Genomic DNA, 23,875 nt, shown 5'->3' with positions numbered 1-23,875 from the left:
CTTTTCATCTATTTTTTGACAATTTTGAGCTTCTCCATCACTGAGTTTATCCTGGGAATCCTGAATTTATCCAATACAGAAAACTTTTCATTCAGGATATAAACAAAACGAGAAAGAAAAAAAATTTAAGGTTAAATTAAATAAAAATCTTTTTTTAAAGTTGTTATCCATGAAAGATATGCCTAAAAAATGAAAACATTAAGAGCTTTCCATTATCAATCTAATGGGAATAAGAATTTGCGATATAACTCAGTTTTATGCTCCTAGCGGAGGAGTTAAAAGGTATATTGACGAAAAACAGGAGTTTATTCGTCAAAAGGGAGAAGATGAACATTTTCTCATTATACCAGGGAAAAAAACCTGTTCATTTCACACCCCCCCTATCCATATATATAGCATTCGTTCTCCTTTTATTAGCCAGTATTCGCAGCACCGTGTATTACTAAACCTTTCAGAAGCAATTGATCTTTTGATCGATTTAAAGGCAGACATCATAGAAGCAGGCGATCCTTACCAATCCGCTTGGTTAGCTTCATGGGCTGCTAAAAAACTAAAAGTTCCCGTTGTCGGATATTATCATTCTCATTTTCCAGATGCCTATGTACGTACCTATTTTGGGTGGAAAAATTCATTTCTGGAAAAAGCCTTCTTTTCCCTCTCTCGGTGGTATGCCGAAGAAATTTATAGCCAATTTGATCTCACTTTTGTTCCTACGCTTTCCCTTCTGAAACTGCTAAGAAAATGGGGAGTAAATAATGGGGTTCATGTTCCCCTAGGTGTTGATATCAAAACCTTTGCCCCTGGACCACCCAATAACCAAATTTGTAGACTTAAATTAGGAATTCCAGATGATGCTTTTTTGCTGCTTTACGTGGGTAGGCTAGCTAGAGAAAAAAATATCAACCTTCTTCTTGAAACATTTCTTTACCTTCTAGATCATTCCCCCAAAAAAGATTACTGGTTATTGATTATTGGTGATGGACCGTTAAGAAAGGATGTACTTAAGCTAAAGAAGAATGTCTCTCGAATTTCCTGGATTTCTCAAATCGATTCAAAAAAGGATTTAGCTGATTTTTACAGGTCTGCAGATCTTTTCATTCACCCTGGAATAGTTGAAACTTTTGGACTGGTGACTATCGAAAGCCAAGCCTGCGGATGCCCCGTCATAGGTTTTCGAGGAACGCACATGGAGTCTTTGACAGAAGAAGAGTTTGCGGAATATTGGGCTGACCGCAAAGATTTCCGTGCTTTAGCAGAAGCTGTGGATAAAGCCAGATCCCTGGACTTGAAAAAATTAGGAAGAAATCTTGCTTTAAAGATCCATCAAAAATACAGCTGGAAAAAGACCTTTGAGCAGATTTGGTACTACTATTATGAGGCTATTTCTAATCCTTTCACCCAGAAAATAAAAAATAAAATAGGTTCCTTTTTATGAAAAACTAGCTGTCCAGTCCTATTAATTAAATTGTTGATTAAATATTTTAATTAAATCATGAAAATTAAAAAATCCAATTTCCAATTGACCAATTTAGCTTTTTATCCCCTATTTTTATACCTTTTATAAAATATTTGTTATTTTATTTATCTTTTGTTCCGGTTTTTGTAAAAAACCGAGCAAACCCTGATTTTCAGATCCACTAAAAATAAAACCTATAAAAAACCCAAATAGCCCTCCAGCTATGACATCCGAAAAATAGTGCCTCCCTAATGCCATTCTTGACCAACAAACTAAAAGGGCACCAAAAAGCAATATATAGCAAAGAGAAGGTAAACTACGCAAAAAACTAGAGGCCGTTGCCATAGAAGTGGCTGCATGTCCAGAAGGAAAACCATGAAACATGCTTAAATTGTGCATTCCATAAAAACCATCCACAAAAGAACCTCCTTGATGTATTCTATGGAAATTCACAATAGGCGTAGGGATATAACCTAACTGTTTTAGGGTTTCCTTGACATCAGCAGAGGGTCGTGGACGGCCGAGTGTATCTCTAGCTATATCCACAAGGAATCCTGCAATTAAGGCAGAAAAAAAGCATCCTACGGCTGCTTCCTTTATTCTATTTTTTTTAAACAGTAATCCTATTAAATAAATTCCTATGGATAAAGGGATTGTGCCTTGGGGAAAGTCTCCCCAATAACTTATTTTTTCTGCTAAAATATGTAAAAATTTCCCATCTTTTATTAAAAAAAAACTGTAAAATTGCATATCAAACTGAAAAGCGATGAGGATACAAAGAAGCCATATTAGAGGCAAACTCATTTTTATAGAACTTTTCCAACCCTTGAAATTGTTCCAAGCCCCCAAAAGTTTGCCTTTTGATATCTCATAAATATACAAAAACTCCTTCTTCATTGATCCTTTTTTGTAGAAAGAAATTTTTTCCACCCTATAGACATCTCTCTGAGTTTAGAGACTACCTCGCTATAAATTTTTATAAACCTTTCTATTTCCTCTTTTGTTGTCGTGGTTCCTAAGCTTATTCTTATACTCGACATAGCCCTGTTGTATCCTAATCCTAGAGCTTTGAAAACATGAGAAATTCTTAAATTTCTCTCCACACAACTGGGCCCACTGGAGATCATAACCCCTTTTAGACCACAACTCAATACTTGTGACTCTCCACCAATATATTCGGGACTTATATTCAAATTTTGAACAGACCGATTGGGACCTAATTTGGGCCCATTGAGGGCGATAAGAGGAATATAGCTTTGCAGGTTATTCCAGAGATATTTCTGCAACTCTCCGATTTTTTCTACTTTTTCTTTAAATATTTGAGAAGTGATTTCCGCAGCCTTTGCCGTAGCCAAAACTGCGGCAATGTTTTCAGTTCCCCCCCAAAAACCAAAATCTCCACTTAAACCCGGAATGATCGGCTCTATTTTAATACCCTTCTTAACATAAAGTATCCCTATGCCTTTTGGACCATTAAACTGATTGGGATTTATAGCGAGAAAAGAAACAGGGTGTCGTTTTAAATCAATAGGGATCCAACCACCCGCATAAGCACCATCACAAAATAAAGTTATACCCTTATTCAAGCAAACATGAGCAATTGCCTCTAGATTTTGCACAGTACCTATTTCAGGGTTAACCCACTGTACACAACACAGAACAGTTTGATCAGTAGCTAATTGTTCAATAGATAGAGGATCGATGAATCCTTCTTTGTCTACGGGCAGATAGCTAACAAGAGCCCCTTCTCTTTTGAGCCTCTCTAAAAGGAGCAAAAGTGGTTTTTGTTCAATTGGAGTTGTTAAAATATGCTTATTTTTGAATGCGTTTTTTCTCCAAAATCCCTCTATTCCAAGAACAACAGCTTCCCAAATCCCTCCCGTAAAGACCAACTCGCTTTCCTCACACCCCAAAAAAGCAGCAATCATTTCTAGGGCTGGCTGTAATACTTTTTTAGAAATGATGCCTCGTTGATGAAGGCTTGTAGGAGAAAAAGGTTCAACAGAATATTGCTTTAAAATTTCAAAGGCTTCTGTAAAAACAGGGGCGGCAGATTGATGATCCAAATAAATCGAATCGGCTATGACGGCTGTGTTTTGCATTCCTTAAAAAATTTAGAAACAGAATCAAGGGGATTAAAAATTAGTTTTGAGAATTAACTAAAGATAAAGAAGTCAATTTATTTTTTTTACAGTTTTTGTATAAATAGGCCCAAACCAAGTATCTACCAGACAAAGACCAAAGAATGCTCCAAAGGGAATCGTATAATAAAAGGCCATCGTAAGGGCGTTTACTCCAAGGAGGAAAGCGGAAGCAATTAAATAATCTGCCTTGGCTAAAGAAAAGAGTTTGAAGTTTTCAGAATAATTTAAAGCACAATCAAAAACATTAACTCCATCAAGCCATCGACAACAAGCCACACCACAAAAAGGAATTACAAACCATAAGATGGGAGGAACAAATAGGGACAGTAAAGCAATGGGTAACCCTAAAAGCTGGATAAAAATGTAATAAACAATGCCCATCCATAGAATTGCCGGAAATATAAGAGTGGTCAAAGCGATCGTCAGCTTAGCTGCGCCTTCCCTAGCATAGTTCCAAAATAGAGAAAGATTCCATTCTGGAAGTTGTTTTGGTTTACCATTTTTGGCCCTTCTCAAGACCTCGAAAGTAAACCCAAGAGGAAACCAGAAAGTGCATACATTAATAATGAGGAGTCCCAAGAAAGCACTGGGCAGTTTTCCTCCACCATATGATGAGCCTATTTTAGGGATCAGCGCTAATAAAAAAGGATTAATGAGGAGAAAGCCACCTATTAAAACTTTTATCCACCACCAAGGGTCTGAGAATATTTGAGAAAACCCCTTTTTAATATCTGCAAAAAAGCTTAACTGAAATTCTTCAGATGTTTCAGGAGTCTGAAATACTTCTTCATGCTGCACGGTTATACTCTCCTTTTTCTAAAATTTATAAATAAAAACGTTAAAATTGTATTTTATTATATTATCCATTCAAGAAGTTAACATCAACAGGCACATGCCCTCCTCCATTATTCTTTTTGAACTATTCTAGCCTATTTTATCATCCCCCATGCCTCCATGACCCCATCCCAAGGGTTCTCCTCCTAACAAATGTAAATGGAGATGAGCAATGCTTTCGCCGGCATCCGGACCGTTGTTGATGATGATTCTGTAACCCGAATCAAAAATTCCTAGCTGACGTGCAATCTTATTTACGACCAGAAGCAAATGTCCTAAAAGAGACGTATCGGCTTGTGTTGCTTCTCCGAGTCGTGGAATTTCCTTTCGAGGAACAATCAAAATGTGGATCTTGGCTACAGGATGAATGTCGCGAAAAGCGACACAATGTTCATCCTCATAGATGATATCAGCAGGAATTTTTCGCGAAATAATCTGACTAAACAAAGAGGCCATAGGCTTTTGTCTTATTGTGATGAGGCTTGAGCAAGCAAGGAATATGGTTTTGAAGGACTTTCGTTCATTTTTAGTTCACATATAACATTCATAAAATCTTTAGCATCATGAAACTTGCAATAAACGGAGGCAAAACGAATAAAAGCCACCTCATCTATCTGTTTCAGTTTGTTCATGACTTTTGTCCCAATCACATAAGAAGGAATAATGGGTGATTTTTCCATGCTGCATTCTTCAATAATTTGATCAACTAAATCTTCGATCTGAGACTGGCTAAAAGGTCTTTTTTCTAAAGCCTTTTGAATACCAATCATCAATTTTGTCCTATCAAATTGCTCTATTGATCCATTTCTTTTTTGGACAAAAAGCTCAATTTCCTGGATCTCTTCATAGGTGGTAAACCGATATCCACAATGCAAACATTCCCTGCGTCTACGAATAGATTTTCCTTCTTTTATTGGTCTGGAGTCAATAACCTTATCCTCCATATTTCCACATTTGATGCATTTCATACTTGAAATGACAATTTTATCATATTTTATTTATCTTAATTGATCAATTATTATTAGATCTTTTATAAACCTTATATTGAAATAGTTTACACGAATTTATTCTTGGTATTCCATAGAAATTTAATTTTCTTTTAAACTTATGAAAATCCTCACATCTACTCTTGCAGAGGAAACATTGGTTGTCGATAGCAATATCCCCTCTTCGATTCTTGATTTAAAAGAACCCCATATAAAGGAATCTTCCCCTATCCATATTCATCTAGTCGCCTATAAAGACGAGCAAGCTGTCTATGTTTATGGAAGCTTAAAGACATCTATTTTCATTCAATGCGGAAGATGTTGTAATTGGTTCGAATATCCCATTGAAGTCCCTCATTTTAAATTTCAATTGAATCACCCAATACCTGAAGAGATCGATTTATCGGATAGGATTAGAGAAGATATTTTACTTGCTTTGCCCATGATTGGATTTTGTGGACCAGATGTGACCAATGGTTGTTTTGGAAAAGATCTTTTCAAAGAACCTGAGGAAGAAAAGTCCCTTCATGGTGAAGGGATATGGAAAGTACTTGAAAAAATTAAAAAAAGATAGACTATTTCATTTTCAAAAAATAAAAGAAACCCTTAATGAATAGTAATCATTAAAATTTAAACAATAGGAAATACTATGGGTGTACCCAAAAGAATCAGTTCAAAATCAAGAAAAAGATCACGAAAATCGGCTAATCGGTGGGTACCTCCAGCACTTGTAAAAAATAAAAAAACAGCTAACTGGATAATGTCCCACCGTGTAGATCCAACAACGGGTATGTATAAGGACCGGCAAGTCATAACTTTAAAGTCGGCTGAAAAACCCTAATGCTTATGCTTAGAGGTATCCCCCATGAAGATCGCTCTTGATGCCATGGGCGGAGATTTTGCTCCTGACACTCCTATAATAGGAGCGATCAATGCCCTTAAATGTTTTCCAGATATAGAACTTATACTTGTCGGTAATGAGCCAATCATAAAAGATATTTTTTATAAAAAAGAAGGGAGCGCTGTTGAACAGCGTGTGGAATTTCTTCATGCCTCTCAAGTTATTAGCATGGAGGATCCTGCAATTGACAGTGTTAGACATAAAAAGGATTCTTCAATTAGCCGATGTGTTGAGCTAGTAAAAAATGGAAAGGCTGAAGCTATTGTCTCAGCGGGTAACACGGGAGCAGTGGTCGCTGCATCGACCATATTTTTAAAAACATTACCAGGGATCTCCAGGGCTGGCATCGCCAGTGTAATCCCTACTGAAAAGAACCCTTTTATATTGATAGACTCTGGGGCAATCATCGATTCTACGCCTGAAAATCTACTAGATTTTGCCATAATGGGAAGTATCTATTCAAAAAAGATCCTTGGGGTATCCAATCCACGGGTTGGACTGTTAAGCATAGGGACAGAAAATATCAAAGGGAATGAATTAACAAGAGGAGCTTTCAAGCTCTTGTCAAAAACCCATTTAAATTTTGTAGGGAATATCGAGGGAAGAGATCTTTTTGAAAACCCGGTTGATGTTGTGGTCTGTGATGGATTTGTAGGAAATGTAGTCTTAAAGACTTCAGAAAGTGTAGCTACAGCCGTTGTGCGCTGGCTTAAAAGAGAATTTACAAAAAATCCTATTCGTATTCTTGGTGCTCTTTTGGCTAAAGGAGCTTTTGATTCTGTGAAGAAAAAAACCAATTATGAAGAATATGGAGGTGCCCTTCTTTTGGGTATTCGAGGAACCTGTATAATTGCTCACGGTTCTTCGACCCCTAAAGCAATCTGCAACGCGATAAAAGTTGCCCGAGAAGCTCTGATTCAAAAAGTTAATCATATCATTATCGAAGAAATAAAAGCCCATCATGAACTTGTCGAAGACCAAAAAACCTCCTCTTTGCCTATTGCCTGAAGTAACCATTGCGGGCAGTGGAATCTACTTACCTTCCAGGGTGTTAACCAATTACGATCTGGAAAAGATGGTTAATACAACTGATCAATGGATCACGGAAAGAACAGGGATTAAAGAAAGAAGAATTGCTGGCGAGAAAGAAACCCCATCTGAAATGGGATCTATGGCTGCCATAATGGCTTTACAAAATGCTGGGCTAAGTGCTGAAGATTTAGATCTTATTATTGTGGCAACAACAACTCCCGACACTATCTTTCCTTCCACTGCATGTCATATTCAGCATAAGATCGGTGCACGGACCATCCCCGCATTTGATATTCAAGCAGCCTGTTCTGGGTTCATCTATGGTTTTGTACTCGCTTCCCAATTTATTGCATCTGGAAACGCAAGAAACATCCTTTTAGTTGGAGCTGAAAAGCTTTCATCCATTGTAAACTGGGAAGATAGAAATACTTGTGTTTTATTTGGGGATGGTGCGGGTGCTCTCATTATCTCAAATAATAAAAATAAGGATTGCCAGCTTTCTTTTGACATTGGAGCGGACGGCTCTCATTGGCAAATTCTCTTCATTCCTGCTGGAGGCTCTAGACTTCCTCTCACTTCTCAAAACATTAACCATAAGCTTCATTTTATCCATATGGTTGGTAAAAAAGTCTTTAAACTGGCGATCGATTCCATGGAAAAATCCTTAAAAAGATGCCTAGAAAAAGCTGGCGTTTCTGCCGATCAACTCAGCTGTATTATTCCCCATCAAGCTAACTTACGAATTATCGAAGCATTGTCTGAAAGGCTACATATACCTGCTGAAAAATTTTTTGTAAACATGGAAAAATATGGCAATACTTCTTCAGCCTGTATTCCCATCGCTTTTCATGAAGCCATAACCTCCAAAAGAATTAAAGATGGGGATGTTGTCCTTCTTGTTTCTTTTGGCGCAGGTATAACATGGGGAAGTATTCTTTTTAGATATAAATCTCAAGCTTAAAAGAGAGGATTGTCCTTTAATTTAACAACAGCTTCCTGTTGAAGATCAAGCAGCCTTTCCTTTCTTTTTAAAGCAAGAGTATAAAGATCTCTTGGGTATTCTACAAGCCATTCCAAAAAAGAACAAAGCCACTTCCAATCATTGATTGAAACCGACTCCATAGTTACATGGTTGTCCTTACCCATATTATGATAGTTTTCCAAAGCTAGACAAAGAGCAGCAGCCGGATAGCTGAATTCTATGAATGGGGTAGTCTCGCAAGTTCCTCCACCCATAAACTTTTTCTGATAAACAAACTCTGGCTGTATTCTTTTATAATCCTCCATGGCCTTTTCGAGCCATGAAACGACATTAGAATCAAAAAGCCTTGTTTTATCACCGATTCTTAATACAGGACCCTCATTGAGAGAACAAAAACCTTGAGCTTTGCTGGCCTCTATGGAAATCATAACGGTATTTTGGGGATTTAATAACCCCTTCTGAAGAAATGCGAGAGTTCCCCAAAATCCAACTTCTTCAGCACGTGAAAAGAGTACAGCTATCTTCGTCTTAATTTTGTTAGAGACAACTTGAATAAGCATGTAGAGCAATGTACAGACCCCAATGAGATCGTCACACGCTCGACTAAAAAAATACCCATTTTTTGTCTCAAAAGGAGAAAGATTGAACATTCCAATCGAATAAGGCGGCGGAGGAGGATCGCATTTTAGCTTTTTGTTTTTCCCCTCTATTTTGAAATCAATCACAAAACTTTCACATACCGGTTGTCCATTATCTTCCCTAAAAAAGATTAAAGGGGCACCCTTTAGGTAGGATTCATCAATTCCTCCAAGAAAAAAAACCTGACCTCTTCCATCGACATAAAACCCTGGATGATCCATATGGGCGGTAAAAAGAAGCAAAGGACTTTGTTCCTCGTTGATAGTCGAATCAACTCCTACAAGAAGATTAGAATATTCATCCACCTCGATTTTAGATTGCGGATAATCCGATAAAATAGAATATATTTCTTTAGCAATGAGTTTTTCATGCAAGGGAACGGTAGGAAGAGAAAATATTCTTTTTATAATTTCATCTAGAGTCATGGTTTGTATCATAAAAAATTATAAAGAATGATTATCTTGAAGCTAAAAAGATTTTAATATCAAATCCTAATAGTAAAAAAATTGAACTTATCGGCGGATAAAATCCTTCATAAAGTGAAAAATGCTAGACCTAGAGAAGAATGTGGAGTCTTTGCCGTATATGGTCATACCAATGCGGCAGAACTAACCTACTATGGTTTATATGCCTTGCAACATAGAGGACAAGAAAGTGCAGGTATCGCAAGTTTTAACCCCCTGAAGCTTCATTTTGAAGTTTTTCGTGGGATGGGGCTAGTCTCTCAAGTCTTCGATACGCATACTTTATCTTCTCTCCAAGGGACCATGTCTATTGGTCATGTTCGCTATTCAACCACCGGTTCGAGCACGCTTCTTAATGCTCAACCCATTGTTGTTTCCTGTTCAAAAGGCGATCTTGCATTGGCTCATAACGGCAATATAGTCAACGCAGCTTCAATTCGAAGGGAACTCGAAAACAAGGGTTCTATTTTTCAAACGACATCAGATTCAGAGGTGATACTGCACCTCATGGCTCAACCCACAAAAGAAGATATTCTAGGTAGCTTTATCAATGCACTTAAAAAAGTCAAAGGAGCTTTTTCCTGTGTCCTTTTAACTCGCAAAGGCATAATGGCTGCTCGAGATCCTTTTGGGTTTCGTCCCCTTTGCCTTGGAAAAATCGAAAACGGTTATGTGATATCCAGTGAAACTTGTGCTTTTGATCTCATACATGCCGAATACCTAAGAGATATCGAGCCTGGGGAAATTATATCTATCGGAGAAGATGGGCTTCACTCTTATTCTTTAAACGAAGCTGAGCATAGAAAAGCCTTCTGTATTTTCGAATATGTTTATTTCGCCCGACCTGATAGCAATATCTCAGGTCTTAATGTCAGTAAAGCCCGTATACAGATGGGCCGAGAACTAGCAAAACTTTACCCCGTTGATGCCGATATTGTAGTTCCAGTCCCCGATTCGGGTAATTATGCCGCTCTTGGTTACTCAGAACAATCAGCCATCCCCTATTACCCTGCCTTTGTGCGCAACCATTATATTGGAAGAACATTTATTCAACCCACTCAGCTCATTCGAGACTTTAGTGTCCGTATAAAGCTTAATCTTATCCAGCAAGCCATAAAAGGCAAAAGGGTTATTGTCGTGGATGATTCGATTGTCAGAGGAACTACGGCTCGAGCCAGAGTGGTTAATCTTAGAGAAGCAGGAGCTAAAGAAGTTCATATTAGAGTAAGCTGCCCTCCTCACCGTTTCCCTTGTCATTACGGTATAGACTTTCCTAACCCCAAAAGTCTTTTAGCCAATCAGCTAGCTCCCGAAGATATTTGTAAATATCTTGGAGCAGATTCGATCGGTTATCTTTCCTATGAAGCCATGATAAAAGCTTGTTCTGAAGCTCATACAGATTTTTGCACCGCTTGTTTTACGGGTAACTATCCCGTAGATTTTGATCCCAATCTAGACAAATTGATACTCGAACGACGCTCTTTCTTAGAAAACTTTTCATGATCATCTTCTTGTTTACTCTATGAATCTCTATTCCAAAGCAGGGGTTGATATTAACGCGGCCCAAGATTTTAAATCGAAGATCCCTTCAATTATCTCACCTTCTAGGAGGCCTGAAGTAATCGGAAATATTGGTGGCTTTGGTGGGCTTTTCTCAGCTTTTTTTCCTCATCTTCGACATCCAGTGCTTGTTTCTAGTATTGATGGAGTGGGCACAAAACTCATTGTGGGACAGATGGCAAACCGCCTGGAAAGTCTTGGAGAAGACCTTGTCAATCATTGCGTGAACGATATCGGCTCGCTGGGAGCTGATCCTCTGTTTTTCCTTGATTACATTGGTTGTGGCAAACTTGATTCCTCCCGTTTTCTCCCAATTTTGCAAGGCATGGCTAAGGCTTGTCAAAAGGCTGGATGTGCTCTTTTGGGGGGTGAAACCGCTCAGATGCCTGGTCTATATAAAGAAAAGGATTTTGATCTTGTTGGAGCCATTGTGGGGGTAGTAGATAAAGAAAACATCATTGATGGAAAGACGATCAGAGCTAATGATCTAATTATAGGGCTTCCTTCTTCGGGTTTGCATACAAATGGCTATTCTCTGGTCAGAAAGCTTCTTTTTGAACAAAATCGATTTGATCTCTGGGATATTCCTCAAGGCTTAAATCGACCACTTGCTGAAGAACTTCTTGAAGTCCACAAAAGCTATCTTAAAGAGATACAGCTTCTCAGAGGGTTACTCCCAATAAAAGGAATCGCCCACATAACGGGGGGAGGCTTCCTTGAAAATATACCCCGTATCCTTCCCCATGATGTCGATGCTATTATCTATACAAATAGATGGCCGATTCCTGCTCTATTTAGCTTTTTGACAAAGCTTGGCTCTCTGTCTATTGAAGAGAGATATACTGTTTTCAACATGGGCATTGGGCTTTGCCTTGTCATTGCACCCGAATATAAAGAACAGTGTCTTAAACATATCGATGGCTACTTGATTGGGAATATTATACCAGGAAATGGGAAAGTCCATTTGCAATAATCTTATCTCCCCTCGCCTAAATAGGGGAATTCTTTCCTGCCACTAAAGGAACCAATCCCATAGATCGGGCGATCTACTTACTGATGCTCTATCAACATTAGAGAAGAGGCGATCTGCTCTAGTCCAGCTTTTATAAAATGTTTATAACTCCTCCTCTATCTGCATGATCATTATATCCTTATCACTTAGACTAAAGTGTCAATTGCCTCGACTGATATGCTTGATCTCTATGTCTGCATCCTATGCTGGAGAAATCTGAATAATAGACAAAATCCTTACAATTTTAAATTGCCATGCAATGATTTGAATTTATGTTCAAAAAGTTTGTAACATTGTCCTTAACTCATTCCTAACCTAAGACAACTTCGTTTAGACATCGCTTGATCCGCGCAGTCCTTCCTGGTCTTCCTCTAGCCAACAGAAAAAGTACACAAAAAAGAATTTAGAACAAAAAAACTAAGAAATGACCGCCTAAGTCTATGAGAATTACCTATTTAAGCTTCTACCACTTCATAACTCTCTACCCATGTCTCTAACAAAATTGAGTAGCTTATGTTTTTGTTGGCTTTATTGATTTATCTTGACTCTAACTGCACTTTTCTTCCTCAATTTATTATGCGACAGTAAACAAAAGGCAAAAAACAGCTACAAGAAATAGCTTATGCTCTTTTTGAGGCATCAAATTTTTTCGATCAACGTACAACTCAAGAAAAAACACTACTCAAAGTGAAAAGGACAAAAGGGTTTTGATTTCAAGGAACTTAAAACAAAAAAAACATAGAAATGGTGGAGGCGGAGGGAGTCGAACCCTCGTCTTCTCGGAAGCTTAAAAATTGTCCTACAAGCTTAGCGGTTTTTTCATTTTAACCGTCGTGGAAAAGCGGAACCGCGAACCTAAAATTCCACAACGTGAACCTTTAAATTAAGCATCGAATACAAGGTTCAAACTTTTCGATGCTCTCCGGCTAATGAACACGCCCTTTTCCACTCCGCCGGAAAAGTGGAAAAGAACGCTTGCCGCTTTCTTTTAGGCAGCAAGAGCCAATTCTTCGTTGGCATTTATAAGTTTTTAGCAGGTTTTTTTACGAGGCCAACCTACCTGAGCCCTCGGCTTGCACAGTTTTCAAGCTTGACCGGAGAATCGATCACCGGTAACGCCCCCTAATATTCTATGAATAAATATCGTATAAAAATTCAAAAATTCAAAGTAACCTTCTCTCCCTAAAAGCTAATCTTTTCAACAAAATTCTAAATAAACAAAACATTTTTTTTTCACTTTCATTTCCCATTTTGAGATTCTCGGATTAATTTAAACTCATGGTTGGAAATCCCAAATGGCCTCCTCAAGGAGACGATAATGATAAAAACATCATCCGACAGCTTCTTTATCTCTTTGCCCTCTTTTTCTTTCTTGCTTTGCTTCGGGTTGTGATGGGCATGATGATTGGACTACGCTTTTGGATTGGTGGTTGAGAGAGAGAAAAAAGATGATTGTCTAATTTTAGATTTAAAGAAAAATTTTTACTTTTTCCTTCGAGGGAGGATAAATAGGGTAGTTGCAGATCATAACTGAAAATAAGTACCCACTTTTCCTTATCCTATTCTCACAAAGTCCTTAGTCTAGAATTCGGCAAATACGGATAGAAAAATGATTTTATAAGTAGCATTGTGTCATTATTATATAACATTAAAACTCATTCTGAAAGCCAAACAAAGATGTTTACTCAAGAATTCCATCGGTCTTGCTGCTGTAGCAAAAATGCTAGCTCTAACCGCAGAAATGATCATGTATGTGAACCACGAGTAGATTTCGTTTTTCCAGAGGTAAGATTTCCTTCGAGAAGAGTTTTTGAAGTTGCGGGCGAAAAGCTCCTTCGAGAACTTGTTCATAGACATCACGAAAATTTATTAAAAAGCCAGATTTTTTATCTTTTTCCAACCGATAAAGAAGCCATGGAAAAATTGGTCAAACGTTCGGCTGATTTCGTAGTGGAGATGTGTGGAGGACCCGATTACTATACTTCTACTCGAGGAGAACCAAGAATGCGTTCCCGCCATTTTTCAGTTACAATAGATGAAAAAGCAAGAGAAATATGGCTTGCTTGCTATAAGTACGCACTTAAGGAAGTGGCCTTTCCCTTTTCAGTTCTTGAAGAGTTCTGGCAATGGATCGAGTCTTTTTCCATTCGAATGATCAATAGAAGGACGACCCTTGAGCCTCCTCGACGAGTTTATTTTGACGAAATTAAAAATTTCTTTACTCCCTAAATGTTTCCCTAGTCATAGGCATTTATCCACTAAAGACTAAGTCTAGGCCATCGGTGAAGGCCAGCCTTTTACTGATCCAGAGGGAGAAGATCAATTTAATTAATTTGTTTTATAAAACAATGTTCCTATTCCGTAATATTGACTTCCCAACGATTAATATCTAAAAACCTTTCCCAGGATTCGTCGATAGGAAATTTTCCTGAAATAAATAAAGGACGCCACTTCGGTTTTTTGGGTTTTTTCAGAAGTTTCATCCCCGCTTCTTGAGGTGTACGGTTGCCTTTTTTACTGTTACACCTAATACAGGAACAAACGACATTTTCCCATGTGGTTTTGCCTCCCCTCTCCTTCGGAATAACATGATCTAAGTTCAGATAAGCGGTATCATATTTTTCTCCACAATATTGGCAAAAATAACCATCCCTTTCAAAAACATTATGCCGTGTAAATTTAACTTCCTTCATTGGCACTTTTTCGAAAAACAGAAGCAGGATAACCTTGGGCACTCTTATTTTAAAGGATACCGTATGAACGACATCATGCCCATTGTATCCTTGAGAATGTTCTTTCCATTCGAAAAAATCTAAAGTATAAAAATCATCTTTGTTTTTATGAACAACGTAGGCATGACCACAATAAAGAAGATTAAAAGCTCTCCTTGCTGTGCACCAATTAACTGCCTGCCACAGCCGATTTAAAATCAGAACACTGGAGTCTAAAATGTTTCTTGAGCTTAGTTGCAACAATTAAATCTGTAATAAGTCAATTTTGAGGTGTCAAGAATCCTTTTAAACTTTAAATACGACCCATTCAATAAACTCTTAATTTTGTTCTTGCTCTGCAAAAACAATAAAAATTATAATAGTTATAAATAGAATTTATTAATTTTATTTATGAAATATCTAAAGCCCATTCTTTTTAGTTGGAAAAAAGGGGTCTTATAATTAAAACTCTCTAAAAGATATTCTCAATGAAAAAAAATTTAGAAAACTTTTTGGCATGGGTCTTAAAAAAAACCTGTCTTCATTGCCGGATTGTTATTCTATTTTTCCTTGTCCTAACAGCATTCTCTTTATGGATCCTGTCGACCCGTTTCAAAGTCATTAACGATACCAATGCATTGATACGTAAAGATTCCCCTATCCATAAATATTATCTGGAATACAGAAAAGAGTTTGGAGTTGCTGAAGACTATGTTGTAGTCATTCATGGAGCGGATCCGGATGAGAATAAAAAAGCAGCTCTACAGGTAGGAGAGAAGTTGAGAAAACTCTATCCGCTTGTACAAAATGTAAGGGATAAACTTGATCTTTCAAAACTCGAACCCCATCTTCTGCTTTATCTGCCGGTTGAAGACCTAAAAAAAATCGAATCAGAAATCGATGGCTATGTAAAAACCCTTAAGCAAGAACCTGAAATAAAACTAGATCTCAATACCATCTTAAACCAAGCGAATGCAAAGTTTCAAGAATCTTACCTCCGTAAACACGAAAATTGGAAAGAGTTTATCCCCTTTATCGATAAATTTGTCGCCATCCTTAATCAACTGGCTGACCAACTGGAGCAGAACCCCACTTCTCATGTCAGAATGCAAAAGACCTCCCTCAAACTTCAGGATAAGGAGATGTCAAATTTTAGGATAGAGGATATCCGAGCGATCTTGGAGGATCATGAATTTCTTTCCTTTGAAGATGGCAAGCTTGTATTGGTGACGGCCTCTCCTGGAAAGGGAGCAAGCGAAGGGCAGAAAAGAACTGAAACAATAAAAAAGATTCGAGAAATTGTCTCAGATATTGGCATGGAATATCCTTCCCTTTCCATCGGATTAACCGGGGAACCTGTACTTGAAGATGACCAACTCCAGGAAAGTTCAAAGGATAGCTTAAACTCAGCCCTTCTTGCTTTTAGCCTTGTCAGTATCCTCTTTTTTATCAGTTATCGTGAAATACTACGTCCGGCCATTGGTTTGGTAGTACTAGCGATGTCACTTTGTTGGGCCTTGGCTTTTCCAATGATCACCATTGGTCATCTGAATATCATTTCTGAAGCTTTCGTAGCCATGGTTATTGGAATGGGTATCGATTTTGGTATCCAGTTCATGAGTAGATATGAGGAAGAAATTTCAGGAGGAAAAACCATTCTTGAAGCCTTAAAAACCACATCCCGACACACCGGTGCTGCAATTTTTACAGGGGGATGCACTACGGCCATTGCCTTTTTCACGATGTGTTTTAATGATTTTATCGGCCTACAAGAATTTGGTATCGTGGCCGGTTTTGGAATTCTTTTCTGTCTCCTTAGTAGTTTAACTTTGCTGCCCGCACTATATTTTTGGATCGATTCAAAAATTGGACTCGATAGAATTAGACAATCTACAATAAAGACGACATGGACAGCCCCCAAATGGGTTAACACAGTTTTATTTTTTTCACCTCGAGGAATGCTAGTTTTGGCAACAGCAGCTAGCCTCTTTTTCATTTTCATGATCCCTAAAGTGGGATTTGATTACAATCTGTTGAACCTGCAGAATCAAAATCTTGATTGTGTGCAATGGGAACTGGAACTACTCAATTCACCTTCTCGAGGAATGATCTCTGCACTATCCGTTGCCGATAACGAAGAAGAAGCAAAAAAAAAGGCCAAAGCTTTTGAAGCCCTTCCCTCTGTTGCTGAAGTAAGAACACTCACGACCATTTTGCCTGAACACCAAGAAGAAAAATTACAAATTGTTAGACAAATTGTAGATAAGCTTAAAGATGTCCCTCTAGATTCTTCTAAAAAGGAAGTCAACGCCGAAAGACTAAAAAATGATATAGATGACCTTCTCCAGAAATCTGAGGAAGGATACAAAACAGCACAAAAATTTGTAGCCATAGCCCCTCAAGCTAAAGAAGCAGTAGATATTTTTTCGAAGCTTATTCCCGCCTTAAGCCGAATTCAGAAACAGATGAAAAAACTGCCCAAGGCGGAGTTGAATAAACGGTTAAGTAGGGCGCAGTTTGAGATTTTTGGAACAATGGAAAGTGGTCTTCTCTGGTTAAGATCCCAGGATACATCAAGAGGGGTTATCCTTGAAGACTTGCCTAAGGAAGTTCTTGAAAGATTTCTTTCCCCCCATGGAAAAATCCTCATAGAGATTGTTCCCAAAGAAAACGTTTGGGAAAGAAAAGCCGATGTCCAATTTGTTCACGACATTCGTAAAGTCGATCCCAAGGTTACAGGCACACCGGTGCAAAACTACGAATATATAGAACTTTTAAGAAAAAGTTACACAGAAGCTGCTCAATGGGCTTTTGTCGCCATTGTGATCCTTATTGTTTTGAGATTTCAAAATCTTTTGCATTCTCTTCTTGCCCTATTTCCCCTTGTTCTGGCTGCAATATGGACCTTGGGATGGATGGGATATTTTGGCATCCCTTTTAACCCAGCTAATATCATTACCTTACCTTTGGCTATTGGAGCAGGAGTCGCCTATGGGATCTATACAGTGGATAGATTTAGCGAGGATGGCAATGCCCAGCTGTTTTCTACAAGTACAGGTAAAGCAATACTGATTTCTGGACTTACGGCGGTTATCGGTTTTGCTTCCTTGCTAATAAGCTCCTATCAAGGACTATACAGCTTAGGGCTAGTTATGACTATTGCCATCAGTTTTTGTTTAACCACAAGCCTCATTATCTTACCCCAAATATTTTATCTTTTAAATACAAAGAAAAACAAAACCAAGGGATTAACTATTCCCCTTCCTGCTGAAGAGACATTGGCCAATAAGTAATTTTCTTTGAAAATAATACGGATCTTGGAAAGAATAATACTAATGCAGCGGCTTTTCCACTCCTTTAGCAGTTTTGCATATGCTTATAATAAGACTATAACTGGACATTCAACCCTGTTAGACTTCCTCAAGAGCTTTGCCATTTCCTCATTATTTTTGCTATTGGGATCATCTTTTCAAGGCTGGGCAACAGTTAATAGGGATTAAAGGCTCTTTCTGATACCAAAAGAGAAGGAGAGGGATCAGGTTTTTTATAGCTTTTGGGTTGCTTGAGTCTTTTGCCTGCTTTTTTGTCTTCGGGTTGTGTTTTTTTGATCGAAATAGGAGTTCCCCTATCGACTAGCTTATAGAACCTTTCTGCTTCTTTCCATTCCAGCCGGATACAACCATGGCTTCTTGGTACTGGCCAAACATAGCCTTGATGAATATAATAACCAGGAGAAAACTCCACGGCATAGGGCATCGGATAGCCTACATATCTCCATCCTGGACCCGGACATCCTGAAACATCCGAGGGAATGTACTTCCCCTCTTTAACCCAAAATCCGTAACTAGATGATCTTTTGTGCATCTGTTTATCTAAAACTTTGAAATATCCAGTGGGTGTCGAATCCCTTTTTCCTGTACAGACATGAGAGGCCAGAATAACCTTATTGCCCTCTAAAACATAAAGAGCTTGGTTGTTCAGCGATACCTTAACAGATATTACACCTTTATTGTAATTATTCTTATTATCCTTCTCAAAAAAGTCTAAAAAGTCATCAAAGGAAATAGCTTTCAAAGAAATATTGAAATGGAGGCAGCTACTCAAAAAGAGAAGGATCTGTAAAATTTTTTTCATTTCAAAAAAGAAAAAATCCTTCTTTAAAAAAACTCTTAAGAAATAGCCTCAAGTTCTTATCATCCTCATGAGAAATGGAATCATTCCTTTTGCGGCCATCTTCTATTTTTATCATCAAAATTATTATTATTTTTTTATGAAAAAATAGCTAAAACAACATAAAATGCTGTTTTTTGCAGAAATTGATTAAATATGGGGTATATTTTTATTTTCTAGAGAACCTTTGAGGCTTTGGCTCTCCTATTCTTGAACTCCTTCTTCCAATCAACTGCTATTAAAATTCTTGCCAACTTTCACTCCCAAAGTCCTACATAAGAGTATTCTACGCTAAACTTTGTTGAATCACATGGTTTCACTGAAGGTATTACTAAATAGCTAGACAACTTAAAAAAAGAAAACCAAAGTCGGTTCTAGATCAGTTTAACGGCTTCACACTAAAAAGGTTGGCGATCTTTGGCTCATATTCTTAAGGAGACAGCTAGCTGCTTCGATATTGAGAGACATTCGTTAAGCAATCAGAAACATTCCAAATTGAGCAGAAAAATAAAGAATGGAGTTTGTAAAATTAAAAGTAATAATGAGCAAGAGACTTCATTATTGATAATTAAACGGAGAAGCCTCCTCAAACCGATCTTCCAACTTCTTTAAGAGCTTCTCTTTTGCTAAAATGATAATTTTTTTAGGTTCGCTCCGAATTAATTGTTCATTGGTCAGTTTAGCAAGAATCCGAGAAAGAGTTTCAGAAGTTATACCCAGCTCTGCGGCCAGGATTTTCTTGGGGATCAAAAGAGGGATGAAAGTCGAAGGGGGATTATCAATTGGAGACTGTTTAAAAATCCATTGAATAAACCTTACCTCGGCATCTTTCCATGAAAGACTATCTAGTTTATCAACGAGTTTGCGTAAGTGATTGCTCATCAAACCAATGATGCGTAAGGCGATTTCAGGCCGACAACGGATCAGGTTCTGAAGCTCTGTTTTAGCAATCAATAAAACTTGACTCGGTAAAAGAGCTTTTGCATCGGCAGGATAGCCGTCTGCAACAAGACAAGCTTCTGCAAAAGATTCTGGAGGATAAAAAATATGAATGGGTTGTTCTTTTCCTTCTCCTGTCAGCCTATAGACCATGATTGAACCGCAAATCATGATGTAGAATCCTAGAACGGGCTGTCTTTCTCTAAAAAGTACCTGGTCTTTTTCTAGATAAATCAATTTTGTGCAGGGAAGAAGTTTCTGTATTTCCTCGAGAGAAAGACCTGAAAATATACGGCAACGTCTCAAGACTCCTTCAATAACAACTGATCTAGCAGTTAAACAAAACTCTTCCTTCTCTTTGCTCATAAAAGTAGGGAAAAAACCTTTTAGCTTTTAACGAATCGAAAGCTGCTCCTCCCATGCAATAAAATCGAGTTTTCCTTTTCAAAACTTAACGTCTCTATCCTCCTTTCTGCTAAAACATAGAGGAAACACAAGGGGATATCAAAAGATAAAAAAAAAGACTTCTTGATCCAAATCAAAGAAAGATAAGAAGCAATCGAATAAACTATTAAGAAGAAAGAAAAATGCTAGCGGAAAGGAAAACAAACAATAATGGAGAGCCTCCTAAGCCGAAAGGAACTTTTGTATTTTTACTAGGGTATTTGGCTGCAGGAATCCTGCTCTGGTTTCTTTTTTATTGGATGCTTATTGGAGGATGAATAATGGACAAGCTCGAAAGAATTTATCTTTGGATCGCGACGGTCATGTTAGGCATTTTTATGATGGCCATCATCTATTCAACGCTCGTCTTATCGATTCGAATCCCTTCCGATAAAGGAAAAATTATTGTCAAACCTGGAGAATCACTAGTCCAATCCGTCTTTCAAACCCCTCCTTTTGATCATCCCGGCCTTTATAAAAGAGGAGAAAAAGAATATGAGCTTGTCATCGTTGGCCAAGCCTGGGCGTTTAATCCAGCCGATATAGAAATTCCCTTAAATTCCACGGTAAGAATTAAGGCTACCTCCCTGGACTTGCAGCATGGCTTTTATATAGCTTCCACCCCGGTCAACATCATGCTGATTCCTGGGGAAATCACAGTTTTCGAGTATAAATTTAAAAAAGCTGGAAGCTATCGAATCATTTGTAATGAATACTGCGGGATGCTTCACCACGCAATGACAGGAACTATTACAGTTAAATAGGATGAAAACAACACTCACTGCTTATTCAGTCGTTCAACACCCATTACATTTTGATCTTTGTGAAATCGATCGAAAGTTGATTTTGGGGATGATTCTAGTTGGATTTGGTTCTCTAGCTTTAGGGGTATTTTTAGGGCTTCTCCAGGCTTTTAATTATGCGGGTGTAGGGCTCTATCAATTCTTTCCGGGTTTAAAAAGTTATTATCATGGATTGACTTTGCATGGAGTACTCAACGGTTTTGTTTTTCCCTTTGCAGCCTCAAACGGGTTTTTATCCCTGACCACTATTCGTGGCTTGGGTTTAAGAATGCCACCATTTCTTCTTTTTTTAAGCCTTTTCAGCCTTATTGTAGGTACAGGGCTTTCTTTTTACGGCATACTTTTTGGCAACTCAGCAGTTCTCTACACCTTTTATGTCCCGATGAGGGCACATTGGAGTTTTTATGTAGGAATAGCTTTTTTAGTTATTAGTACATGGGCTATTTCTTTGGCACAGCTTGTTACTTTAAGAAAGTGGAAAAAGGAGCATCCCACGGATCGTATTCCTCTCCTTGCCTATGCTTCTATTTTGACTTATATCATGTGGGATATCTCTTCAATAGGGGCAGCAGTTGAAGATCTCTTTTTGTTGCTACCTTGGTCTTTAAACCTTCTTCCAGGATCAGATGCCACGCTCACAAGGACTTTATTTTGGTTTACAGGACATCCAATAGTCTATTTCTGGCTTTTACCTGTTTATGTTTCCTGGTATTTCTGTTTACCCGCGCAAGTGGGAGCAAAATTATACAGTGATCTGATGGTTCGCAGTGTATTTGTAGCATTTTTAATCCTCGTTCCTGTTGGCTTCCATCATCAATATGCTGATCCAGGAATCGGGTTGTTCTACAAATGGGCCGCTGCAGTGTTGACGTTTGGTATTGCTTTTCCAAGCCTAGTCACAGCTTTTTCTGTTGTTTATAGCCTCGAAATGGGAGGCTTATCTCGAGGAGGAAAAGGGATTTTTGGATGGGTCAAACAGTTACCATGGAAGGATCCTTCGGTTTGTGCTCAAATTTTAGCTGGGTTAGCCTTTCTTCCTGGAGGAATGACTGGAATCATGCATGCGAGTGTCAACATGGATTTATTGCTCCATAATACTTCTTTTTTGCCTGGGCATTTCCACTTAACAGTGGGAGCGGCTGTGGCTCTTTCACTTGTAGGAATTGCTTACTGGCTTGTTCCCTATCTGACAGGAAAAAAACTCTGGGGCCGTTCTGTTGCACGATGGCAGCCATGGATCTATTTTTTTGGTGTCCTTATTTTTTCATCTGGACAAATGAGTGGAGGTGTTCTAGGGATGCCTAGACGCACGGCTCTTGCACTCATTCCCTACGAACCTCTTGCTGGTTGGAAAATATCAGGAACCTTAACGGCCATTGGAGGAAGTCTTATGTTTTTGAGTTTCCTGATTTTTTTCTTCGTAATGATTATGACTATTCTGTTTGGATTAAAAGAAAGACAGGCGGATATGCCTATTGCACAACTGATACATGGTCCATCTTTAAAGGGATCACAGCTTATTTTTGATAAGATCAGCTACTGGGTATTGCTTTGTTTTGCTCTTATTGCTTTACTTTATGGCCCTTTTTTGATTACCCATTTGCCTCCCAAACTCATTTGCCAACCCTTCCAAGGGTTTTGATTAAAAGCTTGGGAGGGGCAAAATCATGATACAAATCTATTCTGGAATGAATCTTTTCTGAATAATTGAGTTTAATCCTGGATCCAGAATGTCCAAGAAACGATTAGTCCATAAAAGTTAGCAAATGGAGCACATATCTGCCGCTTTCCTGTGAATCAAGTCTAGGGGTTGTATACTAAGCTAACTTTTGCACTCTAATGCTTGTCTTTACTGCTATTTTATAGCTTTAAGGAACCTATTTCTTCTTTTCCTTTTTTCCATAGGAAACGAAAAGGCTTTTTAGCCCATTCTCCGGCATAATCGACACCAATTCGAGCTGTTCTCTCAATTTCTACCTGAGGAACAACTATTCCTGTATTTTCTACCCAGATGCGATCTCCTACGAGGGAGATTCCATTATCCGAAGATTTGATGCCCAAAGCCTGCGTAACCTTTCCTGGCCCATCAGCCCAATGTTTTTCAGATATTCCTTTTCTTCTCTCTCTAACCCTCTCTTTTCCTTCGATAATCCACACCCCACGTATGAGCACAGCCATAGGAACGCCTTCAGGACCAAGGACAAAATTCAAAAGATAGTGAATGCCATAACAGAAATAAACATAGGCGATACCTCCCTGGTGAAATAAGATCTTATTTCTTGGAGTAATGCGATTCCCATATCCATGACAAGCCCTATCCTCAGCTCCTCCATAGGCTTCCGTTTCGAAAATAATTGCTGAAACTATCCCCTTCTCATCTTTAACAGATATTTTTTTTCCAAGAAAAAAAAGAGCTCCTTTAACGGGATCATCTGTCAAATAGGCTTCAAGTCCGATCTTTTCACCCATTTTCTGTTGATTTCAGCAGCTTTGAAGGAAAAAATGATTGTTAAATATTCGCAAATCCTCATCAGCTGCTGGCCTTGAGTTTTTTCACAGCCTCCCTAACCAAAGGATAAAGCTCTTCTCCTCCATTTTCTTCGACATAGTTAATGATTCTTTGGCGCATGATGGGTGACCAAAATCGACAAAAATGGCTGACAATCCCTTCTATGGCTTCCTCAGTTGAAGGATAATTTTTATAAAAATCTCCAATCTGGTTGGCCATGAAGATGAGATCCTCGTATACCGTTTTCATAAGCCTAAGAGAATTTAATAGATCTTAAATAGCCGCTCTT

The 23,875-nt window shown here is 38.3% G+C and carries 23 protein-coding genes and 1 other RNA gene; 12 read left to right on the top strand and 12 right to left on the bottom strand.

The window, feature by feature from the left end:
• The first annotated feature begins 223 nt into the window (after positions 1-223).
• The gene (locus IT6_RS00815; RefSeq protein ID WP_134440859.1) at positions 224-1,435 is read left to right on the top strand and encodes a glycosyltransferase; all 1,212 of its coding nucleotides are present in this window, start codon (positions 224-226) and stop codon (positions 1,433-1,435) included.
• Positions 1,436-1,558: 123 nt separating this feature from the next.
• On the opposite strand, the gene IT6_RS00810 is transcribed toward IT6_RS00815, so the two are convergent.
• The 5 genes from IT6_RS00810 to nrdR form a co-directional block, all read right to left on the bottom strand.
• Complete coding sequence (locus IT6_RS00810) at positions 1,559-2,260, bottom strand: phosphatase PAP2 family protein (RefSeq protein ID WP_242524255.1); 702 nt, start codon at positions 2,258-2,260, stop codon at positions 1,559-1,561.
• An 89-nt stretch (positions 2,261-2,349) separates the two neighbouring features.
• Positions 2,350-3,558, bottom strand: a complete 1,209-nt coding sequence (locus IT6_RS00805; protein ID WP_206826866.1) for a cysteine desulfurase family protein — start codon at positions 3,556-3,558, stop codon at positions 2,350-2,352.
• Positions 3,559-3,630: 72 nt separating this feature from the next.
• Complete coding sequence (locus tag IT6_RS00800) at positions 3,631-4,398, bottom strand: hypothetical protein (protein WP_134440862.1); 768 nt, start codon at positions 4,396-4,398, stop codon at positions 3,631-3,633.
• A 126-nt stretch (positions 4,399-4,524) separates the two neighbouring features.
• A complete protein-coding gene (locus IT6_RS00795) occupies positions 4,525-4,890 on the bottom strand; it encodes a histidine triad nucleotide-binding protein (RefSeq protein ID WP_134440863.1) in 366 nt (121 codons plus the stop codon).
• A gap of 11 nt (positions 4,891-4,901) precedes the next feature.
• Positions 4,902-5,402, bottom strand: a complete 501-nt coding sequence (gene nrdR / locus IT6_RS00790; protein ID WP_134440864.1) for a transcriptional regulator NrdR — start codon at positions 5,400-5,402, stop codon at positions 4,902-4,904.
• Between the two features lie 139 nt (positions 5,403-5,541).
• Here nrdR and IT6_RS00785 point away from each other — a divergent pair, with 139 nt between their 5' ends.
• From IT6_RS00785 to IT6_RS00770, 4 genes are all read left to right on the top strand, one after another.
• On the top strand, positions 5,542-5,994 hold the full coding sequence (locus IT6_RS00785) for a YceD family protein (protein ID WP_206826864.1): 453 nt from the start codon (positions 5,542-5,544) through the stop codon (positions 5,992-5,994).
• A gap of 75 nt (positions 5,995-6,069) precedes the next feature.
• Positions 6,070-6,261, top strand: coding sequence for a 50S ribosomal protein L32 (gene rpmF / locus IT6_RS00780; protein ID WP_134440866.1), 192 nt, complete (start codon positions 6,070-6,072; stop codon positions 6,259-6,261).
• A gap of 24 nt (positions 6,262-6,285) precedes the next feature.
• Positions 6,286-7,329 carry a phosphate acyltransferase PlsX gene (gene plsX / locus IT6_RS00775; RefSeq protein ID WP_134440867.1) on the top strand — a complete coding sequence of 348 codons (1,044 nt, stop codon included), beginning with the start codon at positions 6,286-6,288 and terminating at the stop codon, positions 7,327-7,329.
• On the top strand, positions 7,283-8,314 hold the full coding sequence (locus IT6_RS00770) for a beta-ketoacyl-ACP synthase III (RefSeq protein WP_134440868.1): 1,032 nt from the start codon (positions 7,283-7,285) through the stop codon (positions 8,312-8,314). Before plsX ends, IT6_RS00770 begins: the two co-directional genes overlap by 47 nt.
• Here the strand turns inward: IT6_RS00770 and IT6_RS00765 are convergent.
• Positions 8,311-9,399, bottom strand: coding sequence for a M20/M25/M40 family metallo-hydrolase (locus IT6_RS00765; RefSeq protein WP_206826862.1), 1,089 nt, complete (start codon positions 9,397-9,399; stop codon positions 8,311-8,313). The genes IT6_RS00770 and IT6_RS00765 overlap by 4 nt on opposite strands.
• 114 nt (positions 9,400-9,513) lie before the next feature.
• Here IT6_RS00765 and purF point away from each other — a divergent pair, with 114 nt between their 5' ends.
• Entirely contained in the window at positions 9,514-10,941 is a 1,428-nt protein-coding gene (gene purF / locus IT6_RS00760) for an amidophosphoribosyltransferase (RefSeq protein ID WP_242524254.1), read from the top strand.
• A gap of 19 nt (positions 10,942-10,960) precedes the next feature.
• Complete coding sequence (gene purM, locus IT6_RS00755; protein WP_134440871.1) at positions 10,961-11,971, top strand: phosphoribosylformylglycinamidine cyclo-ligase; 1,011 nt, start codon at positions 10,961-10,963, stop codon at positions 11,969-11,971.
• 784 nt (positions 11,972-12,755) lie between these two features.
• On the opposite strand, the gene ssrA is transcribed toward purM, so the two are convergent.
• Positions 12,756-13,133, bottom strand: a transfer-messenger RNA (tmRNA) gene (gene ssrA, locus IT6_RS00750).
• Between the two features lie 155 nt (positions 13,134-13,288).
• On the opposite strand from ssrA, the gene IT6_RS00745 reads away from it, so the two are divergent.
• Together IT6_RS00745 and IT6_RS00740 are read left to right on the top strand one after the other, a co-directional pair.
• Positions 13,289-13,444: a hypothetical protein gene (locus tag IT6_RS00745; RefSeq protein WP_153300116.1), complete on the top strand. Its 156-nt coding sequence runs from the start codon at positions 13,289-13,291 to the stop codon at positions 13,442-13,444.
• Positions 13,445-13,687: 243 nt separating this feature from the next.
• Positions 13,688-14,239, top strand: coding sequence for a globin domain-containing protein (locus IT6_RS00740; RefSeq protein ID WP_134440872.1), 552 nt, complete (start codon positions 13,688-13,690; stop codon positions 14,237-14,239).
• 125 nt (positions 14,240-14,364) lie between these two features.
• Here IT6_RS00740 and IT6_RS00735 read toward each other — a convergent pair whose 3' ends face one another.
• The gene (locus tag IT6_RS00735; RefSeq protein ID WP_134440873.1) at positions 14,365-14,982 is read right to left on the bottom strand and encodes an HNH endonuclease; all 618 of its coding nucleotides are present in this window, start codon (positions 14,980-14,982) and stop codon (positions 14,365-14,367) included.
• A gap of 227 nt (positions 14,983-15,209) precedes the next feature.
• On the opposite strand from IT6_RS00735, the gene IT6_RS00730 reads away from it, so the two are divergent.
• Entirely contained in the window at positions 15,210-18,014 is a 2,805-nt protein-coding gene (locus IT6_RS00730; RefSeq protein ID WP_134440874.1) for an MMPL family transporter, read from the top strand.
• Between the two features lie 193 nt (positions 18,015-18,207).
• Here IT6_RS00730 and IT6_RS00725 read toward each other — a convergent pair whose 3' ends face one another.
• Both IT6_RS00725 and IT6_RS00720 read right to left on the bottom strand, forming a co-directional pair.
• The gene (locus tag IT6_RS00725) at positions 18,208-18,855 is read right to left on the bottom strand and encodes a L,D-transpeptidase (RefSeq protein WP_206826859.1); all 648 of its coding nucleotides are present in this window, start codon (positions 18,853-18,855) and stop codon (positions 18,208-18,210) included.
• Between the two features lie 594 nt (positions 18,856-19,449).
• The gene (locus IT6_RS00720; RefSeq protein WP_206826857.1) at positions 19,450-20,196 is read right to left on the bottom strand and encodes a Crp/Fnr family transcriptional regulator; all 747 of its coding nucleotides are present in this window, start codon (positions 20,194-20,196) and stop codon (positions 19,450-19,452) included.
• A 359-nt stretch (positions 20,197-20,555) separates the two neighbouring features.
• Here IT6_RS00720 and IT6_RS00715 point away from each other — a divergent pair, with 359 nt between their 5' ends.
• Positions 20,556-21,038 (top strand): cytochrome c oxidase subunit II, encoded by a 483-nt coding sequence (locus IT6_RS00715; RefSeq protein ID WP_206826850.1) that lies wholly within the window; start codon positions 20,556-20,558, stop codon positions 21,036-21,038.
• A 1-nt stretch (position 21,039) separates the two neighbouring features.
• Positions 21,040-22,719, top strand: coding sequence for a cbb3-type cytochrome c oxidase subunit I (locus tag IT6_RS00710; RefSeq protein WP_134440361.1), 1,680 nt, complete (start codon positions 21,040-21,042; stop codon positions 22,717-22,719).
• A 218-nt stretch (positions 22,720-22,937) separates the two neighbouring features.
• On the opposite strand, the gene IT6_RS00705 is transcribed toward IT6_RS00710, so the two are convergent.
• Positions 22,938-23,546 (bottom strand): DNA-3-methyladenine glycosylase, encoded by a 609-nt coding sequence (locus IT6_RS00705; RefSeq protein ID WP_206826848.1) that lies wholly within the window; start codon positions 23,544-23,546, stop codon positions 22,938-22,940.
• A 61-nt stretch (positions 23,547-23,607) separates the two neighbouring features.
• Positions 23,608-23,835, bottom strand: a complete 228-nt coding sequence (locus IT6_RS00700; RefSeq protein ID WP_134440359.1) for a formate dehydrogenase subunit delta — start codon at positions 23,833-23,835, stop codon at positions 23,608-23,610.
• Between the last annotated feature and the right edge of the window lie 40 nt (positions 23,836-23,875).

Source organism: Methylacidiphilum caldifontis (assembly GCF_017310505.1).
Taxonomy (GTDB): Bacteria; Verrucomicrobiota; Verrucomicrobiia; order Methylacidiphilales; family Methylacidiphilaceae; genus Methylacidiphilum; species Methylacidiphilum caldifontis.
This window is presented reverse-complemented; position numbering and strand designations above follow the sequence as displayed.